Origin of the sequence: Nitrosococcus wardiae (assembly GCF_004421105.1) — a bacterium.
In the GTDB taxonomy this organism is placed as follows: Bacteria; Pseudomonadota; Gammaproteobacteria; order Nitrosococcales; family Nitrosococcaceae; genus Nitrosococcus; species Nitrosococcus wardiae.
In genome coordinates, this window is the sequence record NZ_CP038033.1 from 254,485 (window position 1) to 275,681 (window position 21,197).

Annotated in this window: 22 protein-coding genes; 5 read left to right on the forward strand and 17 right to left on the reverse strand. The window is 52.5% G+C overall.

Features of this window, described 5'->3' with window-relative positions:
* Nucleotides 1-88: 88 nt before the first annotated feature.
* The 3 genes from E3U44_RS01255 to sucC form a co-directional block, all read right to left on the reverse strand.
* Nucleotides 89-427, reverse strand: coding sequence for a P-II family nitrogen regulator (locus E3U44_RS01255; RefSeq protein ID WP_134356300.1), 339 nt, complete (start codon nt 425-427; stop codon nt 89-91).
* A 128-nt stretch (nt 428-555) separates the two neighbouring features.
* Nucleotides 556-1,437 (reverse strand): succinate--CoA ligase subunit alpha, encoded by an 882-nt coding sequence (gene sucD, locus E3U44_RS01260; RefSeq protein ID WP_134356301.1) that lies wholly within the window; start codon nt 1,435-1,437, stop codon nt 556-558.
* Nucleotides 1,434-2,603, reverse strand: coding sequence for an ADP-forming succinate--CoA ligase subunit beta (sucC, locus tag E3U44_RS01265; RefSeq protein ID WP_134356302.1), 1,170 nt, complete (start codon nt 2,601-2,603; stop codon nt 1,434-1,436). Before sucC ends, sucD begins: the two co-directional genes overlap by 4 nt.
* 61 nt (nt 2,604-2,664) lie before the next feature.
* Between sucC and pip the strand changes: the two genes are divergently transcribed.
* Genes pip through E3U44_RS01285 form a run of 4 tightly spaced genes read left to right on the forward strand, consistent with a single transcriptional unit; the run spans nt 2,665 to nt 5,959 of the window.
* Complete coding sequence (pip, locus tag E3U44_RS01270) at nt 2,665-3,609, forward strand: prolyl aminopeptidase (RefSeq protein WP_134356303.1); 945 nt, start codon at nt 2,665-2,667, stop codon at nt 3,607-3,609.
* 9 nt (nt 3,610-3,618) lie between these two features.
* A complete protein-coding gene (gene dtd / locus E3U44_RS01275; protein WP_134356304.1) occupies nt 3,619-4,083 on the forward strand; it encodes a D-aminoacyl-tRNA deacylase in 465 nt (154 codons plus the stop codon).
* Nucleotides 4,084-4,091: 8 nt separating this feature from the next.
* Nucleotides 4,092-4,631: a TRAP transporter small permease subunit gene (locus E3U44_RS01280; RefSeq protein ID WP_134356305.1), complete on the forward strand. Its 540-nt coding sequence runs from the start codon at nt 4,092-4,094 to the stop codon at nt 4,629-4,631.
* On the forward strand, nt 4,631-5,959 hold the full coding sequence (locus E3U44_RS01285; protein WP_134356306.1) for a TRAP transporter large permease: 1,329 nt from the start codon (nt 4,631-4,633) through the stop codon (nt 5,957-5,959). Before E3U44_RS01280 ends, E3U44_RS01285 begins: the two co-directional genes overlap by 1 nt.
* Nucleotides 5,960-6,064: 105 nt before the next feature.
* On the opposite strand, the gene epmA is transcribed toward E3U44_RS01285, so the two are convergent.
* On the reverse strand, nt 6,065-7,060 hold the full coding sequence (epmA, locus tag E3U44_RS01290) for an EF-P lysine aminoacylase EpmA (protein WP_134356307.1): 996 nt from the start codon (nt 7,058-7,060) through the stop codon (nt 6,065-6,067).
* Nucleotides 7,061-7,104: 44 nt separating this feature from the next.
* Nucleotides 7,105-7,674, reverse strand: a complete 570-nt coding sequence (gene efp / locus E3U44_RS01295; RefSeq protein ID WP_134356308.1) for an elongation factor P — start codon at nt 7,672-7,674, stop codon at nt 7,105-7,107.
* 59 nt (nt 7,675-7,733) lie between these two features.
* Between efp and epmB the strand changes: the two genes are divergently transcribed.
* Complete coding sequence (epmB, locus tag E3U44_RS01300) at nt 7,734-8,738, forward strand: EF-P beta-lysylation protein EpmB (RefSeq protein WP_134356309.1); 1,005 nt, start codon at nt 7,734-7,736, stop codon at nt 8,736-8,738.
* Nucleotides 8,739-8,746: 8 nt separating this feature from the next.
* On the opposite strand, the gene E3U44_RS01305 is transcribed toward epmB, so the two are convergent.
* The 12 genes from E3U44_RS01305 to E3U44_RS01360 all read right to left on the reverse strand — a co-directional run bounded on the left by E3U44_RS01305 (nt 8,747) and on the right by E3U44_RS01360 (nt 21,189).
* A complete protein-coding gene (locus E3U44_RS01305; RefSeq protein WP_134356310.1) occupies nt 8,747-9,907 on the reverse strand; it encodes a citrate synthase in 1,161 nt (386 codons plus the stop codon).
* A gap of 178 nt (nt 9,908-10,085) precedes the next feature.
* A complete protein-coding gene (lipA, locus tag E3U44_RS01310; RefSeq protein WP_134356311.1) occupies nt 10,086-11,060 on the reverse strand; it encodes a lipoyl synthase in 975 nt (324 codons plus the stop codon).
* 15 nt (nt 11,061-11,075) lie between these two features.
* Nucleotides 11,076-11,708: a lipoyl(octanoyl) transferase LipB gene (gene lipB, locus E3U44_RS01315; protein ID WP_134359616.1), complete on the reverse strand. Its 633-nt coding sequence runs from the start codon at nt 11,706-11,708 to the stop codon at nt 11,076-11,078.
* A gap of 28 nt (nt 11,709-11,736) precedes the next feature.
* Nucleotides 11,737-12,600 carry a D-amino acid aminotransferase gene (locus tag E3U44_RS01320; protein WP_134356312.1) on the reverse strand — a complete coding sequence of 288 codons (864 nt, stop codon included), beginning with the start codon at nt 12,598-12,600 and terminating at the stop codon, nt 11,737-11,739.
* An 8-nt stretch (nt 12,601-12,608) separates the two neighbouring features.
* Complete coding sequence (locus E3U44_RS01325) at nt 12,609-13,757, reverse strand: D-alanyl-D-alanine carboxypeptidase family protein (RefSeq protein WP_134356313.1); 1,149 nt, start codon at nt 13,755-13,757, stop codon at nt 12,609-12,611.
* An 89-nt stretch (nt 13,758-13,846) separates the two neighbouring features.
* Nucleotides 13,847-14,626, reverse strand: a complete 780-nt coding sequence (locus tag E3U44_RS01330) for a septal ring lytic transglycosylase RlpA family protein (protein WP_134356314.1) — start codon at nt 14,624-14,626, stop codon at nt 13,847-13,849.
* Nucleotides 14,623-15,618, reverse strand: a complete 996-nt coding sequence (gene mltB / locus E3U44_RS01335) for a lytic murein transglycosylase B (protein WP_134356315.1) — start codon at nt 15,616-15,618, stop codon at nt 14,623-14,625. Before mltB ends, E3U44_RS01330 begins: the two co-directional genes overlap by 4 nt.
* Nucleotides 15,619-15,638: 20 nt before the next feature.
* Nucleotides 15,639-16,778: a rod shape-determining protein RodA gene (gene rodA, locus E3U44_RS01340; RefSeq protein WP_206054865.1), complete on the reverse strand. Its 1,140-nt coding sequence runs from the start codon at nt 16,776-16,778 to the stop codon at nt 15,639-15,641.
* 9 nt (nt 16,779-16,787) lie between these two features.
* Nucleotides 16,788-18,629, reverse strand: coding sequence for a penicillin-binding protein 2 (gene mrdA / locus E3U44_RS01345; protein ID WP_134356316.1), 1,842 nt, complete (start codon nt 18,627-18,629; stop codon nt 16,788-16,790).
* A gap of 12 nt (nt 18,630-18,641) precedes the next feature.
* Complete coding sequence (mreD, locus tag E3U44_RS01350) at nt 18,642-19,127, reverse strand: rod shape-determining protein MreD (RefSeq protein ID WP_134356317.1); 486 nt, start codon at nt 19,125-19,127, stop codon at nt 18,642-18,644.
* A complete protein-coding gene (mreC, locus tag E3U44_RS01355; protein ID WP_134356318.1) occupies nt 19,124-20,050 on the reverse strand; it encodes a rod shape-determining protein MreC in 927 nt (308 codons plus the stop codon). The genes mreD and mreC overlap by 4 nt, the downstream gene beginning before the upstream one ends.
* An 89-nt stretch (nt 20,051-20,139) precedes the next feature.
* Nucleotides 20,140-21,189, reverse strand: a complete 1,050-nt coding sequence (locus E3U44_RS01360; RefSeq protein ID WP_134356319.1) for a rod shape-determining protein — start codon at nt 21,187-21,189, stop codon at nt 20,140-20,142.
* Between the last annotated feature and the right edge of the window lie 8 nt (nt 21,190-21,197).

The following is a 21,197-nucleotide window of genomic DNA, read 5'->3' on the forward strand; positions in this document are numbered from 1 at the left end:
GTTTACCAGTCGATGCAAGCCGCCACTGACCAAGCCGGACCGCCCCTCCACCTTATTATTATGGATCAAGGGCTTACTCTGGGTTTTGCTAAATCGCGTCTTCCCCTTCTTCACCAGTACGGATACGAACAGCACGTTCTACATTAGTGACAAAAATCTTGCCATCACCAATACGACCGGACTGGGCCGCCTTAGTAATCGCCTCAATACAGGCATCCACTTGCTCGTCACCGACAATAATTTCCAGCATTATTTTCGGCAGAAAATCTACGACATACTCAGCGCCACGATAGAGTTCCGTATGGCCTTTCTGGCGGCCGAATCCCTTCACCTCAATGGCCGTCATCCCTGAAACTCCGATTTCTGATAGGGCTTCGCGCACATCATCAAGCTTGAACGGTTTGATAATCGCCTCAATCTTCTTCATTAATTACAACTACTCCCTAAAAAGTGGCTCTCGACACGTCAGTTATCGCTGCTGCTTCACCAACGCACAAAAATCCGGCCATTTTTAGCAGCCAACGGCCCAGCAATCAAGGATTCACTCACCGTGGGTTATCTTCCATGCCCAGCGAGGGCCTGCTCCATACACTCTCCCATCTCTGCCGGTGATTGGGCTATCACCACTCCCGCAGCTGAGAGGGCTTCCACCTTGCCCTCGGCGGTTCCCTTGCCACCACTAATAATGGCTCCCGCATGGCCCATGCGCTTACCCTTGGGGGCCGTAATCCCCGCAATATAGGCAACGACCGGCTTGCTGACATGATGCTGGATATATTCGGCTGCCTCTTCTTCAGCACTGCCGCCTATTTCACCTACCAGGATCACCCCCTCAGTCTGGGAATCTTGCTCAAAAAGAGCGAGGCAATCAACAAAGCTCATCCCCTGAATAGGATCACCACCAATTCCCACACAGGTACTTTGACCTAACCCTTTTTGACTCGTTTGGTAGACCGCCTCATAGGTGAGAGTGCCCGAACGGGAGACAATCCCAATTCGGCCTGGCTGGTGAATATTCCCCGGCATAATACCAACTTTACAAGCGTCAGGCGTAATGACACCGGGGCAATTAGGGCCCACCAGACGGGATGGGGTGTCTGCTAAGACCGCTTTGACCTTAAGCATATCCAGCACTGGAATTCCTTCGGTAATGCACACAATCAGGCTGATCCCCCCCGCCGCTGCTTCTAAAATCGCATCGGCGGCAAGCGCTGCGGGGACATAAATCATCGTGGCATCAGCACCCGTCGCCTCCACGGCTTCTGTCACCGTGTCAAAGACGGGACGTTCCAGGTGAGTCTGTCCACCTTTACCCGGCGTCACCCCCCCCACCAGTTGAGTACCATACTCTAAGGCTTGCTGAGAATGGAAGGTACCCTGTTTGCCGGTAAAGCCTTGGCAAATTACCCGCGTCTGCTTGTCAACCAAAATACTCATTTTTCCTCCCTTGCCGCAGCTACGGCTTTGCGGGCAGCATCCGTCAGATCATCCGCCGTGATCAGATTCATTCCGCTATCCTGCAACAGGGTACGGCCCTGCCTGGCATTGGTGCCTTCCAAACGCACCACCACAGGCAGCTGGATAGCCACTTCTTGTACTGCTTGAATAATTCCTTCCGCAATCAGGTCACAGCGTACGATACCGCCGAAAATATTGACCAGAATGGACTTCACTTTGCTATCGGCAAGGATCAACTTAAAGGCTTCGGCCACCCGGTCAGCCGTCGCCGTCCCCCCCACATCAAGGAAATTAGCCGGCTCTCCGCCCTGGAGCTTAATCAAATCCATAGTGGCCATAGCAAGACCTGCGCCATTGACCATACAGGCAATATCCCCTTCCAGGGCAATGTAGCTCAAGCCATGGGCCCGGGCTTGAACTTCTTTTTGATCCTCCTGAGTAGGGTCACGTAATGCTTTCCAAGCGGGATGGCGAAAGAAGGCGTTATCATCCAATATCACCTTGGCATCCAAGGCTAACAGATTCCCCTGTTCAGTGACCACCAAGGGGTTCATCTCTACTAAATTCCCATCTTGTTCCAGAAACAACTGGTACATTTTTTCCATAATTTGCCCCAGCTGCCGGCGCTGCTCCCCTGTTAATCTGAGAGCGAACCCCACCTCCCGGCACTGATAAGGTTGCAACCCCATGAGGGGATTGATCACCAATTGGAGAATTTCACTCGGGTGCTCCGCCGCCACCTGCTCAATATCCATCCCACCACGGCTTGAAACCATGATCACTACTCGCTTTAATTGGCGATCCACCGTCGCGGCAAGATAAAGTTCTCGGGCCACTGCCGCTGGCTGTTCCACCAAAAGAGTTTGGACAGGCAGCCCCGCGGCATCGGTTTGCGCCGTCACCAAACGGGTTCCCAGCAGTTGCGCGCTAAAATCCGACAGTTCCTCCACACTGGAAACTACCCGCACCCCGCCGGCCTTGCCTCGCCCACCGGCATGGATTTGGGCTTTGACGACCCAGCGCTCACCGCCCAATTCCTGTGCCCGCGCACCCGCTTCCTCGACAGACCCCGCAGGGCCTCCAGGGGGAACGGGAATCCCATAATCCGCAAATAAGCGTTTGGCCTGAAATTCATGCAAAATCATATTCTGAACCTGTTTGGGTACAATGGTGTTCTTAAGTATAAATTTTAGGCAAAATAATTGAATGCTGACTCTCTATCCTGATATTAAGCCTTACGTCCGCCACACCCTGGCGGTGGAGCCACCCCATCAACTCTACGTTGAAGAATGTGGTCATCCGGGAGGGCTGCCCGTACTCGTTCTCCATGGAGGACCTGGCAATGGCTGCCAACCCCATCAGCGCTGTTTCTTTGATCCCGATCTCTATCGGGTGATTTTATTCGATCAGCGCGGCTGCGGTAGATCTCAACCCCACGGCGAACTGGAAAAAAACACCACTACAGCGCTCCTGGCCGACATGGAACACATCCGCAAACATCTCGGAATCGAGCGCTGGCTTATTTTCGGAGGGTCGTGGGGGGCCACCCTAGGGCTGCTCTACGGAGAAGCCTATCCAAACCGAGTCCTGGGGCTACTATTGCGCGGTATTTTCCTGGGCCGGGATCAAGATATCCGCTGGTTCCTTCAGGAGGGCACTCCCCAAATTTTTCCCGATGCCTGGGCTTCCTTGGTGGAGGATATTCCTCCTGGGGAACGAAATAATCTAATGGAGGCCTTCCACCGCCTTCTTAATAGCCCTGATGAGCTGGCCCAAATGGCAGCGGCTAAAGCGCTCAATGCCTGGGAGTCCAGTTGTAGTCGTCTTGTCAGCGGTAAGCGCTCCCCCCCTCAGGCTCACCCCGCACTTCTAGCCCAGGCCCGGCTGCGAATCCACTATGCCAGGAATCATTACTTTATCAAGCCCAATCAGATATTAAGTCATGCCCACCCACTAGCGAATATCCCTGGCGTTATCATCCATGGTCGCTATGATGTGGTCTGCCCAGTGGGCAATGCTTGGGAATTGCACCAAGCTTGGCCCCTATCCGAATTGCAGATCGTGCCCGTAGCCGGTCATGCGGCCACTGAGCCGACAATTGTGGATGCCCTGGTCCGGGCCACAAACCTCATGGCTCGGCGGGTGGGCTAAAGATCGCCCATGATTGCATTATTGCAGCGGGTCACTAATGCCCAAGTCACTGTCGATGGAGAAACCATTGCTAATATCGGCCCCGGGTTAGTAGTGCTGGTGGGAATTGAGCGGGGTGACGGCGCCCCCCAAGCCGAGCGGCTACTAGAGCGCCTGCTAAGCTACCGTGTATTTGCCGATTCCAAAGGGCACATGAACCGGAGTTTGACCGACATGGAGGGTGGTCTCTTATTGGTACCCCAATTCACCTTAGCGGCTGACACCCGCAAGGGAACACGCCCCAGCTTTACCCCAGCCGCACCGCCCGCACTGGGCCAACAAGTATTTGAATACTTGCTTGCTCAAGCTAAAGCCCGCTATCCCAGACTTGCCGCAGGCCGCTTTGGCGCCCACATGCAGGTCTCTCTGACCAATGATGGTCCAGTCACCTTTACTTTGCGGGTTCCACCAGAAGTTCAAACAACAACGATATAAGCAAAAATATGGGATTTCCAGAACAAAAACTTCAGCAATTCGCGACCACCATCGATAAATTAAACAGTTGGACAGGCCGCTTAGTGGCCTGGCTGGTGCTGCTTTTGGTGTTGTTGGTATGCTATGACGTCAGTATGCGCTATCTTTTCCAAAGTGGCTCCGTAGCCTTGCAGGAGTTGGAGTGGCACCTTTTTGCACTGATCTTTTTGCTAGGTGCTGCGCCTACCCTAAAAAATGATGGCCATGTACGGGTCGATGTCTTCTACCAAAGTCATTGGTTTAGCCCTCGAACTCGAATCTGGATTAATCTCCTCGGAACCCTCGCCTTCCTGCTCCCTTTCTGCCTTGTGGTGATTACTGCCTCCTGGCCCTTTGTCCGCAATGCTTTCTTACAAAATGAAGGTTCGCCTGATCCAGGTGGCCTCCCCTACCGCTACCTTCTGAAAGCGGTTATTCCCCTCGCTTTTAGTTTGCTCGCCCTCCAAGGTATTGCCGATCTTATTCGCAACTTATTGAAATTAAGACAGCATTCGGAGGCGACTGAATAATGGAAGTGTGGGCTCTCGTGATGTTTGCCGTGCTATTTGCACTGCTGCTTTTAGGCTATCCGGTTGCCTTCACCCTTGGCGGCGTTGCCCTAGCCTTCGGGACGATATTCCTGGATATAGATTTTTTTCGACTCTTGCCCTTGCGGATTTGGGGCATCATCACCAATTTCACCCTCTTAGCGGTGCCCCTGTTTGTCTTTATGGGAGTCATCCTGGAGAAATCCGGTCTAGCCGAAGAACTGCTTGAAACCATGGGCCTATTATTTGGCCGACTACGGGGAGGACTGGGAATCTCCATCGTGATGGTCGGTGCGCTCCTCGCCGCAACCACCGGGGTAGTCGGGGCTACTGTGGTCACCATGGGGATTATCGCTTTGCCCTCCATGCTTAAGCATGGCTACGCCAAGGAGTTGGCAACCGGGACTATTGCCTCTGCAGGAACCTTAGGACAAATCATTCCCCCCAGCATTGTATTAATCCTATTAGGAGATGTCATGGGGGTGCCAGTAGGTCAGCTCTTCATAGCCGCCGTTGTTCCTGGGATCTTGCTTATTCTGCTCTATATCGCCTATATTGTGGTTACTGCCTGGCGACGGCCAGAGGTCGCTCCAGCCCTTAATAGAACAGCTACCCTGGGCCATCCCAGCTTAGGGCTGCAGATCGTCAAAAGCCTCATTCCTCCCCTGGCCTTAGTGATTGCGGTACTAGGCTCGATCTTTTTTGGAATTGCTTCCCCCACCGAGTCAGCCGCAGTGGGCGCCCTTGGTGCCATACTCCTGGCGCTTTCCCACCGGCGACTGACCCTGGATAATCTGCGCGATGCCAGTGCTCAGACCATGCGTCTGACGAGCATGGTTTTTATTATCTTAATTGGTGCCACTGCCTTTGGTTTAGTCTTTCGCGGGATGGGGGGCGATGCCTTGGTCTTGGAATTAATGTCTGGGTTACCTGGGGGAACCTGGACCTTTCTAGCCATCAGCATGTTACTCATTTTCCTGTTAGGTTTTTTTCTTGATTTTCTTGAAATTTGTTTTATCGTGGTGCCTATCCTTACGCCGGTGGCCATCCACCTGGGACTCAATCCGCTCTGGTTTGCGGTACTGATTGCTGTGAATTTGCAAACTTCCTTTCTCACTCCACCTTTTGGCTTTTCTCTATTTTATCTGAAGGCGGTCACTCCCCCTGAGGTTCAAATCAGCCATATCTACCGCGGCATACTGCCCTTTGTCGCTATCCAGCTCATCGCCCTGGTACTCCTTTTGAGCTTTCCTGAACTAGGACTTTGGCTACCTGCCACCATGGACCGTTGGCAAGGGCTCGGAGGTTAATATCTATAGCGGCTGCCATTTAGAGGGAGGGTTGTGTTTTAAATGGGGAGAACTGAGATTTCCTCACCTTCGTGTCCTTTGTGTCTTGGTGGTGAAAAATTCAGGTTAGATCCGATCAACAGGGAAAGCCAAAACTTCCTCGATGCGCGAGCTTCCTAGCAGGACCATAAGTAACCTATCCACCCCTAGCGCCACCCCGGCGCAATCTGGCAATCCCTGGGCTAAGGCTGCTAGCAGAAGCTCATCCAGGGGCACTTCCTCAAGCCCCCACGCCTTTCGGTAGGCGATATCTGTCTGGAAACGTTGGCGCTGTTCTGCAACATCACTCAACTCATGATAGCCATTGGCCAATTCCATACCATTAAGATACACCTCAAAACGCTCCGCCAGAGGAACCAAGCAAATCTTTGAGGCAGGACGAATACGGGCTAATTGAGCTTCAGAGGCCGGATAGTCGTAAATAAAACAGGGCCGGCCCTGTCCAAGTTGGGGCTCTATAACCGCTGCCATCAAAAAATCTAGAGAGATTTGCCTTGATTCTTCACCATTTACCGTTCCTCCCTGGAAGCCATGGGCTCTAGCAAGCCCTGCCAATACCTTGTTGCTGGCGGCAAAGACATCGACTTCTAGGTAGTGCTGAAAAACCTCTTTATAGCTAAGGCGTTCCCCTTTGGGTGTTCCCAAAAGCCGTGACAAAAAGATATCGACTTCTTCCATGAGGGTCCAGTGGTCAACACCAGGCCGGTACCACTCTAGCAGGGTAAATTCGGGATTGTGCCGCCGTCCACTTTCCCCATTGCGAAATACCCGTGCGAGCTGATAAATGGGACCACTCCCGGCGGCCAACAGGCGTTTCATGGCATGTTCAGGGGAAGTCTGCAAAAAAAGCCGCAGACCTTCCGAGGTCTGAAGCCCTTGATAGTGAGTCGCTAGACTATGGAGGTGAGGCGCAGTTGCTGCTGCCGTTGAAAGTATAGGCGTTTCTACCTCTAAGACTCCACGCTCCGCAAAGAAACGGCGAATGTCCGCCAGAAGCCGTGCCCTAGCCTCTAAGGCCCTCCTATTGGCTGAAGGATGCCACCGAGTCTCTGTCTCAGCCATCAGACCAATACGAAGGGTAATGATGAGAAAGAGGGGCGCCTCGGTTATTCCTTGGCCCGTTCCACATACTCGCCCGTGCGGGTATCGATTTTAAGCACTTCCCCCACATCAATGAACAAAGGAACCCGTACCACTGCACCTGTCTCTAATGTGGCGGGTTTGTTGCCACCACTAGAGGTGTCTCCACGGAGGCCTGGATCGGTTTCGGTCACCTGAAGGGTGACAAAATTGGGAGGTGCCACCGAGAGAGGTACCCCATTCCACAGGGTAACAGTACAAATATCTTGTTCCTTGAGCCACTTGACCGCATCGCCCACAGCAGCCCCATCGGCTGAATACTGCTCAAAGGTCTCTGGCGACATAAAATGCCAGAGCTCTCCATCTGAATAAAGGTACTGCAATTGGGTCTCGAGGACATCCGCTGCCTCCAGGGTTTCCCCAGATTTAAAGGTCCGATCAATCACCCGACCCGTTTTCAAGTTGCGCAGCTTAACCCGATTGAAGGCTTGCCCCTTACCTGGCTTGACAAACTCATTCTCCACAATAGTACAGGGATCCCCATCCATCATGACTTTGAGGCCAGATTTGAATTCATTGGTACTATAAGCTGCCATACTACCCTCTGCAAAAATTATTTAAGATTAATTAGGCTTTCTAGTTACAAAAAGGCACTATGATAACTCAATCACCTCGCCCTCTGCAGAGGCCAGCTTGGCAAACAGAACTTGCCCGGGCTGTCCGCGATCCGCAAGAATTGCTCGCCCTTATAGGCTTAAATAACCATCCGCAACTTGCCAGTGAGGCTACCCGTCGGCAATTTCCCCTCCGAGTGCCCCGCGGTTACATCGCCCGCATGAAAAAGGGTGATCCTGACGATCCGCTCTTCCGACAAGTTTTTCCCTTGATTGCCGAAGATCAAATTTCACCCGGTTTTAGCGCCGATCCCGTCGGCGATTTAGCCGCCATGCCCGCCCCTGGAGTCCTACAAAAATACGCCGGGAGAGTGCTCCTAGTCACCACGGGGGCCTGTGCCATCCACTGCCGCTATTGCTTTCGCCGCCACTTTCCTTATGCCGACCATAACCCGGCCCCAAGTCAGTGGGAGCAAGCGCTGCAATATATTGCCCAGAACCCAAGCACGCGGGAGGTGATTTTGAGCGGCGGCGATCCCTTAACCCTCACCGATCACCGCTTAGCCGAACTGGCCCAGGCCCTGGCCGCCATTTCCCATGTCAAGCGGCTGCGCATCCACACCCGCTTGCCAGTGGTATTGCCAGAGCGAGTCGATAGTCGCTTGCTCCAGTGGCTTGAGCATACTCCCCTGCAAAAAGTGGTGGTTATCCATGCCAATCACGCTAACGAGCTTGATGATAGGGTAGGCGAGGCGCTTGAGGGGCTTTCCCGCGCCGGATGCCGGCTCTTCAATCAGACGGTGCTGTTACGGGGAATTAACGATAAGATAAATACTCTATGTGATTTGAGCGAAAGCTTGTTCGATGCCGGCGTCATCCCCTATTACCTCCATCTCTTGGACAGAGTCCAGGGGGCCGCCCATTTTGAAGTGGATACTCTCACCGCCCAATGCCTATACCAAACACTGCGCGCCCGCTTACCAGGCTATTTAGTGCCCTTGCTGGTGCAAGAGCTGGCAGGCGCACCTAGTAAATTGCCCCTGTAAGCATAATCCTAACCTCGTTCGTTCAACGGAACATAATGCCGCAGGGGACTGCCCACATAGACTTGAGTCGGCCGGAAAATGCGGTTATCGGAGAGTTGCTCACGCCAGTGGGCCAACCATCCCCCTGAGCGAGAGACGGCAAATAAGGGCGTAAATTGGTCGGTAGGTATCCCCAATTCCCGATAAAGAATGCCCGAGTAAAAATCTACATTGGCATAAATGCCTTTATGACCCAACCGTTCCGTGGCCGCTTCTTCTAAGGCAAGAGCTGTTTCAAATAACGGACTAAGCTTACCGCCCCGTTCGGTTGGCAATCGCTCCATCAACTTTTGCAGGATTTTAGCCCGGGGATCCTTGGTTTTATAAACCCGATGCCCAAAACCCCAAATTTTTTGCTTATGGGCAAGTCTCTCATCGAGCCATGATTTTACCTTCTCGGGGCGGCCAATTTCCCGCAGCATCTCTATCACCCGTTCATTGGCTCCCCCATGTAAGGGGCCCGACAGGGTCCCAATGGCGCCGGAAATCACAGCATAGGGGCTGGCTAAAGTGGAACCGGCCACTAAAGTGGCGAAAGTCGAGGCATTGATCGTGTGCTCGGCGTGAAGTATTAAGCAGGTGTCCATAATTTTTGCCATCAACGGATCCGGCTCTTCACCATGGAACATATACAATAAGTTCTGGGCAATGGGCAAATCGGGGCGAGGAGGAACCGGGTCATAGCCGTTGCGGATATGCTCCCACATCGCCACTAAAGCAGGCATACGGGCAATGATCTTGACCGTCATGTTATCGACGTAATTGCGATCGGCACAAGAAGCAGAGCCTGTTAAACACTCATTGCCCGGATAGAACATGCCCAGTGCAGAAACACCCGCCTGTAGCATCTCCATCGGAGACCCAGTACTCGGCAATGCTGTCATCAGAGTCCGGATATTGTACTTTACCCGATAATTCTGCCGTAATTCCCGAGTAAATTCTTCAAGACGTTGAGCTGTTGGCAATTCCCCATCCAACAACAGTAAAACTGTCTCTTCAAAGGTACTATGCTCAGCTAAATCTTCAATAGGATAACCCCGATAGGTCAGTATGCCGCGCTCACCATCTACCTCTGAGATATTGGACCGGGTCGCCGGAACCCCTTCGAGACCGGGCAGATATTCACTCATGTAGGCCTCCTCGCTTAGTATCTACATCCCCAATGTCGTAGCAGTGAATCCCTCTAGGATAACCCTTGACAACAGGGCAAACAAAAATAGGGCCGCCTCCCCTAGCAGGGCTGAGATACCTCAAATGTTAAAGTAATAATAGCAGAAAACAGACCGTTTTCTGAGGAGAAGCTTAGTGCTAAGTAATAGCTTCACCGGCAGCTTGACGATCAGCATGATAAGAAGAACGGACCATGGGACCACTGGCCACATGGGAAAACTCCATGGCGCGGGCTTTCTCCCCTAATGCATCAAACTCTTCTGGGGTAACGAAACGATGCACCGGCAAATGATGGAGGCTGGGTTGCAGGTACTGGCCTAGGGTGAGCATATCGCAACCATGATCACGCAGATCCCTCATCACTTGCTCTACTTCCGCTAATTCTTCTCCCAAGCCGAGCATCAAACCTGATTTGGTCGGCACAGTGGGATGTCTCTCCTTGAAACGTTCTAGCAAGCGCAAAGACCACTGGTAATCGGCGCCGGGACGGACGGCCTTGTAGAGGCGGGGGATCGTCTCCAGATTATGGTTAAAAATATCGGGGGGCACCACTGCTAATGCCTCCAAAGCCCGGTCCATGCGTCCTCGAAAATCCGGCACCAAGACTTCAATACGGGTCTGGGGTGCCTGGGTGCGAAGCGCCTGAATACAGCGTGCAAAATGGGCCCCACCACCATCACGCAAATCATCCCGATCCACTGATGTGACCACCACATGACGAAGCCCCATGGCACGAACGGCTTGAGCCAAATGCATGGGTTCCTCAGAATCGAGGGGATCTGGCCGCCCATGGGCCACATCGCAAAAGGGACAGCGGCGGGTACAAATATTCCCCATGATCAGGAAAGTCGCCGTGCCGTGGCCAAAGCACTCCCCAAGATTAGGGCAAGAAGCTTCTTCGCAAACCGTATGAAGTCCATGCTCGCGCAATAACCCTTTGAGCCGTAAGACTTCTGAACCTATAGGTGCCTTAGCCCGGATCCAGCGGGGTTTGCGTTGGCGTTCTGTCGTCGGTTCAACCTTCACCGGGATCCGGGCGACTTTAGAAGCGCCCTTCAAAGCCCGAATATCCCGCTTTAACTCACCGGTAGGTGGTGGCGTTTTTGGATTCATCTACTAATCCTAATTTCATTCCTCATACAGCGGGGCTGGATACTCCAACCGCCGCGCCAGATACTGAGATAACGTCCGTCGGAGGGTCGCCACAGGAACAATCACCCCTAAGCCCCTGAGATCAATCACTTTCATGCCGGGGTAACCGCAGGGATCAATATAATCGAAGGGTGATAAGTCCATCGCGGCATTCAAGCTAAGCCCATGATAAGAACAGCCTCCTCGCACCCGCAGCCCCAGGGATGCAATCTTTCTATTTTGGACATAAACCCCAGGGGCCTCTGTCCTGCGGCTTCCCTCAATACCATAGAATTGTAGCAAGTCAACCACGGATAGCTCCAACGCATCCACCAGTTGCCGTACCCCCAAAGCCCGGCGCCGCAAGTCAATCAGGGCATAGACCACCACTTGCCCGGGTCCATGGTAAGTGACCTGGCCACCCCGATCACAGTGCACCACGGGAATGTCACCCACTTCTCGCAAATGACATTCTCTGCCATTCAATCCTAAGGTAAAGACGGAGGGATGTTCCACCAACCATAATTCATCGACGGTGGCACTGTCACGGCTAGCGGTAAAATCCCGCATCGCCTGCCATACGGCACCGTAGTCTTGCAGGTGAAGATTCCGTATCCGCAGGGTATCCATGGACACCGCAGTCTCCTCATCTAGGGTTTCAATTTTCGTAGAGACCTGCTCGCACCCTCGCCTTATACTCTTGATACAGTATATCCATTTGCCGCCATAAAGGACCAGGCTTGCCACTACCGACTTCGATTCCATCGAGCCGAGTCACGGGGACAATTTCTCGGGTAGAGCTGGTTAGCCAAATCTCATCCGCTTGAGTCAAATCCCAGGCAGAAATCACCCTCTCCTGGCAAGGAATCCCACCTTCTCTTGCTAATTCCAGTATGAGATCCCGGGTAATCCCAGACAATAAAAGAGGACCTTTAGGGGGCGTCGCAAGTACTCCTCCGCGAACTATAAATACATTGCTCGCCGCTCCTTCAGTCAATTGCTCATCCCGCAGCAGGAGCGCCTCTTGAGCCCCTGCTTCAATTGCCTCTTGACGCAATAAAATGTTAGCTAGCAAGGCGACCGATTTAATGTGACAATATTTCCAACGAATATCTTCCCGGGTCACAGCAACCATCCCCTTCACCCGCCACTCCGTCGGTAAAGGTTTGAGAGGATTGCTCATAGCAAATACTGTGGGTTCAGCCGGTTTCGGGAAAGCATGATCCCGCGCCGCAGGCCCCCGGGTTACCTGTAGATAAACCGCTTGATCCAGACCTTCGTTACGGGCCACTAGGTACTGGAGAACTTCTTGCCACTGGCTAGGCGAAAGGGGGTTTTCTAAACGGATGGCTTGGAGGCTGTGTTCAAGACGCTGCAGGTGCAAGGATAAACGGAAAAAGTGCCCGCCATAGACTGGGATCACTTCATAGACCCCGTCACCAAACAGGAACCCCCGATCTAGCACAGAAACCTTTGCCTGCGCTAAGGGCAAAAACTCGCCGTTGAGATAAACGAGAGCCAAAGTATCTCTTAAGTAAAAAAGGACAGCAGCCAGTCAACAAACCGTTGCCACCAACTTCCTTCCGGGATAGCCGTTAGAGCTACCAGCGGCCTTTTAAGCAAGGCTTTCTCACCCAACTTCACAATCACCACACCTAATTTTTGCCCTTCGGTAATAGGGGCCGTAATAGGATTTTGCAACTCTATTGAGGAGGATAACTCCTGCCAACGTCCCCGCTGCAGGGTCACTGCAAGATCATCCATCACCCCTAATGACAACTCCTTATTTGTCCCCTGCCAAACTCGCGCGCTGGTCACGGGCTCTCTAGCAGCGTAAAGGCTGCGGGTATCATAAAAGCGAAAACCATAGTTCAACAAAGCCAAGGACTCCCGAGCGCGGGTTTTAGGGCTCTTCGTTCCCATGACTACCGCAATCAACCGCATCCCTTCCCGCATCGCTGAAGAAACGAGGCAATACCCTGCGGCTTCCGTATAACCCGTCTTACAACCATCGACGCTGGGATCGCGCCTCAACAAAATATTACGGTTATACTGAGTAATATCGTTATAAGTAAATTCTCGTTCAGAATACCACTTGTAATATTCGGGAAAATCTCGAATGAGCGCCCTTGCCAAAGTCGCGATATCCCGCGTCGTCATATAATGATTTTCATGGGGTAACCCTGTACTATTGACAAAGTGGGAACCTGTCATTCCCAGCGCTTGCGCTTGTTGGTTCATCAAGGCCGCGAAAATTTCTTCCGTTCCCCCCACATATTCCGCTAGGGCCACACTGGCATCATTGCCTGATTGGATGATCATTCCCTGCAGAAGGGTCTCTACAGAAACCCGGCTATCGACCTCGATAAAGGTTCGCGATCCCCCGGTACGCCAAGCTTTTTCGCTAATGAGGACTTTATCTTCAAGATGGATGTTGCCACGCTTGAGCTCGGCGAATACCACATAGGCCGTCATCAACTTGGTGATACTCGCAGGCTCAACCCGCTGATCGGCCTGGGTCTCAGCAAGCACTTGACCGGTTGCAAAGTCCTGAAGAATATAAGTCTTAGCACTGAGGGAGGGCGCCGCTGGAATAGGCAAGGGCTGTCCCCAGACAGTCCCCCCCATGAAAAGCAAGAGAAGCCAATACCAAAAGAAAAGAGAACCAAGTGATTTCATTGTCTTTGTCTTAGATTGCATGGGCTATAAGAAATATCCAAAGCGAGCTAGGGTAAATTCAATCGGGCTACAGCATAGCGGCAATCCATTTAGTGAACAATGATATGATCGGGGTAACCTAACTCAGCCAGGCGCTTAGCCAAATTATCAAGCTTTTCAACATTTGCCAGAGGGCCAATACGCACCCGATAGAAAGGGACTTGCTGCGCGGGTGTTGGACTGACGTTCACCCCCGTATCAAGGACTGCCTGTAGCCGCTTTTGTAATCGCTCCGCATGGCGGCGGCTCTGGAAAGCACCAATTTGGAGATAGATCTCTCTCTCAGCAATCCCCCCCTTTCGGCCCGGAAGGGATCTTGGCTCAATGGAGCGTACCTCCACCAAACCCGTACCTTGCCTCGCCAAACCGAGCTTTACCGCAGCAGCATAGGAAAGATCAATGATCCGATCGGAGTGAAACGGTCCTCGATCATTGACCCGCAAAACCACCTGGCGCTGGTTACTTAGATTGGTAACGACCACATAAGAGGGCAAGGGCAAACTACGATGGGCTGCGGTCATCCCATACATGTTGTAAATTTCGCCACTGGAAGTACGACGGCCATGGAATTTAGATCCATACCAGGAGGCAATGCCCTTTTTCCGATAACCTCGACTACTACGAAGGGTATAGTAGCGCTGACCATTGACCTCGTAAAAAGGAGGATTACCGTACTTGCTGAGGGGCTCAAACCGGGAAAGGGGATCTAAACTATCGCCTAGTTTATCATTGGCAGGCAACTTGCTCCCGCGAGTTTCAGAAACACTGCTACAGGAAACATTGAATAACACCACCAGAGGAAGAATGAGAGAGGGAACTACCGGCCTCATGAGCTACGCCCTTCCCGCTGGGCCTTGATTGCCTCGGCCAGTTGGTAAACTGCCATAGCATAGAGAGGGCTGGGATTGTAGCGGATAATGGCATAAAAATTACGAAATCCTACCCAAAGCTCGGGACCCTCCTCCTGTTCCAGTAGGAACAGGGAAGCCAGTTTATCTTGAGGGATCGGATCTGCCACCTCAACCCCCTCCTGGAGCAATTGCCGCAAAGGTATGGATGGTTTAAGCCCCTGCTTCAGCCAATGGCGATAGTCAACCCCATTGGCTGAAGCAGCACTGGCCACGGGTGCCTCTGCTTGCCAACCCCCTTTCCGCTTCAGGAAATTAGCAATACTGCCCACTGCATCTTCTGGATTTTCCCAGATGTCACGCCAACCATCCTGATCAAAGTCCACGGCATAATCGCGAAAGCTGTCTGGCATAAACTGGGCAAGTCCCATAGCCCCCGCATAGGATCCAGTAAATTGGCGCGGATCCCGGTTTTCTTCCCGCGTAAGTAATAAGAATTCCATCAATTGTTGGCGAAAAAAGCGGCTGCGCGGTGGATAACGAAAAGCCAGCGTGGCAAGGGAATCAATAACCCGGTAGCGCCCCGTAAAACGGCCATAGCGGGTCTCTACCCCCAAGATGGCCACAATGACTTCTGGGGTTACCCCAAAGACTTCTTGCGCACGGGCAAGGCTATGTTGATTCAGCTCCCAAAATGAGACTCCCCCCTGAATGCGCTCGGGAGTAAGAAAGATACGGCGATACTCATACCAAGGCTTGCTCTTCTCCGCAGGCCGGGAAATTGCCTGAAGGATGTTCGGTTGGACTTCAACTTCAGCAAATAGTTGATTGAGCTTGGCTTTATCAAAGCCGTGTTGGATAGCCATGTCGTCGATAAAGTCATCGATACCAGGCAAATCATTATCGGCGGCAGCAACCATTAGCGGTAAAAAGGCATATACGATGACTATAAGAAAAGTGATTGTCTTTCTCATTGTTTATTCCGCAGCAACATCTACCTGGGGATCAACCGACGGTGAGTGTGGATCGACATCAAAATGCCGAAAGCTGAAAACAAGGTCACCATTGAGGTTCCACCATAAGAAATCAGGGGTAACGGTACCCCGACTACGGGGAGCAGACCAGTGACCATCCCCACATTTACAAAAACATAAACAAAAAATGTCAGCGAAAGGCTACCAGCAAATAGTCGGCTAAAGCTATCCTGGGCTTGGAAAGCTATGTATAAGCCACGCGCAGCTAGCAACCAATAAAGCAGCACTAAGAGGAAGGCCCCTACCAAGCCGAATTCCTCCCCGATAACCGCAAAGATAAAGTCTGTAGATTGTTCAGGCAGAAAATCCAAATGGGCCTGACTCCCATTTAGCCACCCTTTACCATAGAGTCCGCCCGAACCGATGGCAATCTTTGATTGAATCATATGGTAGCCTGCGCCCAGTGGGTCGCTTTCAGGATTAAGAAAAGTCAGTACCCGCTGTTGCTGATAGTCGTGCATCTGATACCACAGCACCGGTACCAAGGCTAAAACAACTCCACCAAACCCCATAATAAGACGCCAGGCGACTCCCGCCAGGAATAACACCCATAATCCAGCACAAACGATCAACAACGCCGTCCCCAGATCCGGTTGCTTAGCGATAAGTCCCGCCGGCAGGACTATCAAGAGCAATGCCAATAGCAGTTGCCACCAGCGCGGGGGTAGAGTTGTCTGAGCCAGAAAGTACGCTATCATCATCGGCACAGCGATCTTCATGATTTCAGAGGGCTGGAAGCGAAATATGCCAACACCAAGCCAACGCTGAGCCCCCTTGCCCACATGACCATAAATCAACACGAAAATTAACAGCCCTAAACCTAGACCATACAGCCATGGCGCCCACCGTTCAAATTGACATGGAGGAACTTGGGCTAATCCAATGAGGGCCCCTAAAGCCACCCCTAAGCGCAACAGCTGGCGTTGGAGCAAATCAATATCTTGCCCACCCGCGCTAAAAAGGACAACTAGCCCAAAGCTCGAGAGCAATATCAGTCCCAGCAGCAAGGAGGCATCCAAGTGGAGGCTGTAGAGTAAGCCGCTGTTTGGCCGCCGCCGCCGCTCCAACCATCCGGAAGAATCTATCCGCACCTGAGTCATCTCACTGGCCTAGGAATCTAAGTAAACATCAATCAAGCGACGTCCAATAGGTGCAGCCACGCTGCCGCCATGGCCACCATTCTCTACGACCACTGCAACCGCAATGACAGGATCAGCAACAGGGGCATAGGCGATAAATAGGGCATGGTCCCGTAACTTCATGGGGACCTCAGCTTCTGTGTAGCGTTCGTTCTCCTTCACACTAAAAACCTGGGCCGTCCCCGTTTTACCAGCTATTTGAAAGGATAAGTCTTTGCTTATCCGACGGGCGGTCCCACGCTCACCGTGGACCGCTTCCACCATGGCCGCTTCGACCTGCTCCCAATATTTGGCTTTATTAATGCTGACGAGCTCTGCTGCCCGGGTAGGACGAAGGGTTATCTTTTCCGCCCCAGGTGCACGGCTGGCATAAACAACACCAGGGGCCCGCTTTACACCTTGTTCCGCCAATACAGCCACAATGGTGGCTAATTGCAAGGGGGTCGCCTGGATAAAGCCTTGCCCAATCCCCGTAATCACGGTTTCCCCTGGAAACCAGGGGAGTTGATGAACCTGCCGCTTCCAGTCCCTAGAAGGCAGAAGACCGGCACGTTCCCCTGGGATATCAATCTGCACCTTGCGCCCAAACCCAAAACGACCCAAATATGCATAAATACGATCGATTCCTAAAGCCACCGCCAGGTCATAAAAGTAGACATCACAGGATTCCGCCACCGCCTTGGCCAAATCGACGGAGCCATGCCCCCTACGACGCCAACACCGATAACGGCGGCTGTGCCCAGGAAGTTTATACCAACCCGGGCAATAGGTAACCTTATCGGTCCTAGCTAATCCCCACTCCAGGCCAGCTAGCGCCATGAAGGGTTTCAAGGTCGACCCGGGTGGATACAAGCCCCGGAGGGCCCGGTCGTAGAGGGGGCGGTCCGGCGAGTCCCTAAGCGCAGCAAAGGACTTGTCACTTAGGCCGGTCACAAAAACATTAGGATCAAAACCAGGACGGCTCACCATGGCCAAAACATCGCCGGTCTTCGGGTCCAGCGCCACTACCGCTCCGTTATATTCACCCAAGGCATCAATGGCAACCGCCTGTAATCGGCTATCAAGACTTAAATAGAGATCATGACCAGGAACTGGCGGCATCCGCCTGAGGATCTGGATTACCCGTCCCTGGGCGTTAACCTCCACCTGTTCAAACCCCACAGAACCATGCAAAATGGCCTCATAAGCCTTCTCTACCCCCGTCTTGCCAAGATAGCGACTACCGCGATAGTTCACAGGGTCCAGTCGTTGCAGCTCAGCCTCATTAATCCGGCCAACATACCCTACTACATGGGCAAATAATTCTTTTTGGGGATAGTACCGAATCAGTCGCGCTTCAACGGAGACCCCTGGGAAGCGGTGCCGATTGACGGCAAAGCGGGCCACCGCTTCTTCACTTAAATGGAGAGCTAAGGGCACTTTCTCAAAAGTCCCTTTTTTTTTCAGGCGCCGGCGAAAATCAGCCATCGCCTCATCTCTTAGGGGAATAAGCTCCTGCAAGGCAGCGAGGGTGCTATCCAAATTCCCCACTCGCTCTGGCACCACTTCTAGGCTAAAGGAGGGAATATTTTCGGCAAGCAATACTCCGTTACGGTCGTAAATGAGGCCCCGCCTAGGAAGCAATGGTCTTATGTCGACGCGGTTGCCATGGGAGAGCATGGTAAAATGCTCATGGGCGTAAACTTGCAGATAGATCAATCGGGCCAATACGCCCAAAACCAAGAAAGCACTAAGCACCAGGGCAACAATGATGCGCTCTTGGAATAGCCTGTTTTCCTGGAAATGGTCTTTGATCTCAAACCAAGCCCCCATGACAGTCCCTAATTAATGAACCGCAAAACGCTGCTGAATATTGCTAAGAACGGCATATAACCAAGGCCACAGCAGCATACTTGTCACTGCGGGCATCCAGAAGCGCCAACCTCCCATAAATTGGCTATCGAGTCCACGCACCCAGGCCTCCAAAAACTGCATCAAAGCCACTAGAAACAACACATTAACCGTCTGTTGCCAAAGTGTTTGCTGACGGAGGCGACGATGCCAGCGCAGCGTAATATAAGCGATTAAAGCTAAAGCCAGGGCATACTGGCCTAGTACCGCCCCTGTCAAGGCATCCATCAGCAGCCCAACTAACCAGGCTCTCACCACACCGATCCGTTGAGGTAAAAACAGACACCAATAAATCAATATCAATCCCACCCATTCGGGACGGAAAAAGACCGCCCAGCTAGGGAGGGGAACCAGGGTCAATATATAGGCAGCCACGAAACTAAGAATAATGACTTCACCACCGGAATGTCGTCGAGTCATTGGATGGCATCTGGAGCTGTGCTGTTCAGAGTAGTCGGTAATGGGGAGGTATCCGCTGCTTCCATAGTACTCTTTACCCGGGAAAGATCCCGGGTTATTTTTTCTCTGGCCTGGTGACGGGGCGCAGCAGATAAGACTAATAACGCTTCCCGGCCTTTTTCCAACTCGGCGGCAGAACTTGCGAAAACTTGCGCAAATGCTGCACTGGCCCCATGGACTACCCGGGTCACCGTTCCCACAGGATAACCGGATGGGAAACGTCCACCCAACCCTGAAGAAACCAGCAAGTCTCCCTTACGAATATCCGCATTATGGGCGATATGCAAAAGTTGCAACCCCCCCGTGGTCCCCGTTCCAACCGCAATGGCCCGAAGACCATTGCGGTTAACTTCTACAGGTAGCGCATGGCTAGGATCAGTAATCAAAAGCGCAATACTAGACAACGGCCCTACCTGGACGACCTGTCCCATAATCCCTTTGGCATCCAACAGTGGCTGCCCTTCGAATACCCCCTGCAAATTCCCCTTATTGAGCACCACACGATGGGAAAGAACCTCTAAGTCAACCGCCAGCAATTCCGTCACTAAAACCCGATCGGGCAATCGGAAGGAGGCATCAAGCAACTCCCGAAGTCGCCGGTTTTCCCGCTCCAAAGCAGCCATTTTTTGTAATCTTGCCTCAAGTAACAGATTACGGGAACGCAGGGTCATATTCTCTTCCTGCAGCTCGGTGCGGGAAGCAAACATTTTACTCAACCACTCGCCCATGCTTGCCGGCGCATCAATAACCACCTGTAAAGGATAGGTGATCGCCAAAAGTGTAGACCGCAGGGAGGCGAGGTAATGGAGTCGCTGGTCCAACACAATGAGTGCAAGAGAGAGTATGGCGCAGATGATAAGGCGCGCGGTTAATGAAGGTCCCACAATAAATAGCGACTTATATCACTTATAATTTAAAAGACCCGCCCAGGAGCAAAAGATGATAACGACAACGGCTTGCTCCGTATAGTGTTTTATTCGGTAGCAAAGAGGCTGAGGCCGCGTTCATCAATAAGCTCTAACGCCCGTCCTCCCCCCCGAACCACACAAGTCAGGGGATCTTCGGCAATAATGACTGGCAATCCGGTTTCCTCCCTCAAAAGTCGATCAATATCCCGCAGCAGGGCCCCTCCCCCAGTCACCACGATACCCCGCTCGGCTACATCCGCCCCCAACTCAGGCGGAGTTTGCTCTAAAGCCGTTCTCACTGCACTCACAATACCGGAGATGGGTTCCTGTAGGGCCTCCAGAATCTCATTACTATTGAGAGTAAAGCTCCGCGGAACGCCTTCGGCCATGTTGCGACCCCGCACCTCAATTTCCTTGACTTCCGCGCCCGGATAGGCAGAACCGATTTCGTGCTTGATTCGCTCCGCAGTCGTTTCGCCAATGAGGATACCGTAATTACGCCGTACGTAATTGGCAATAGCCTCATCAAAACGATCGCCGCCAATACGCACCGAAGAGGAATAAACGATCCCATTCAACGAAACTACCGCAACTTCTGTAGTCCCCCCGCCAATATCCAAAACCATGGAACCGCTAGCTTCATCAACCGGCAAACCGGCCCCCATTGCGGCAGCCATAGGTTCCTCAATCAAATAGGCCTCCCGTGCCCCAGCGCCAGCTGCAGACTCGCGGATCGCGCGCCGCTCTACCTGGGTCGAACCAGAGGGTACGGAAACTAATACCCGAGGGCTAGGACGAAAAAAACGGGAATCATGGACTTTTCGAATAAAATGCTGGAGCATTTTTTCGGTGACAGTAAAATCAGCAATAACGCCATCCTTAAGAGGGCGGATGGCAGTGATGTTGAGAGGTGTCCGACCAAGCATACGCTTGGCCTCTATCCCTACTGCGGCAATAGAGCGAGGACCTCCAGGCCCTCTTTCTTGCCTTATGGCAACTACCGAGGGCTCGTTGAGAACGATCCCTTGCCCCCGGGCATAGATCAAGGTATTGGCGGTGCCTAAATCGATGGAAAGATCGTTCGAGAAAAGCCCCCGAAGATGATCAAAGAACATGGCGGTAT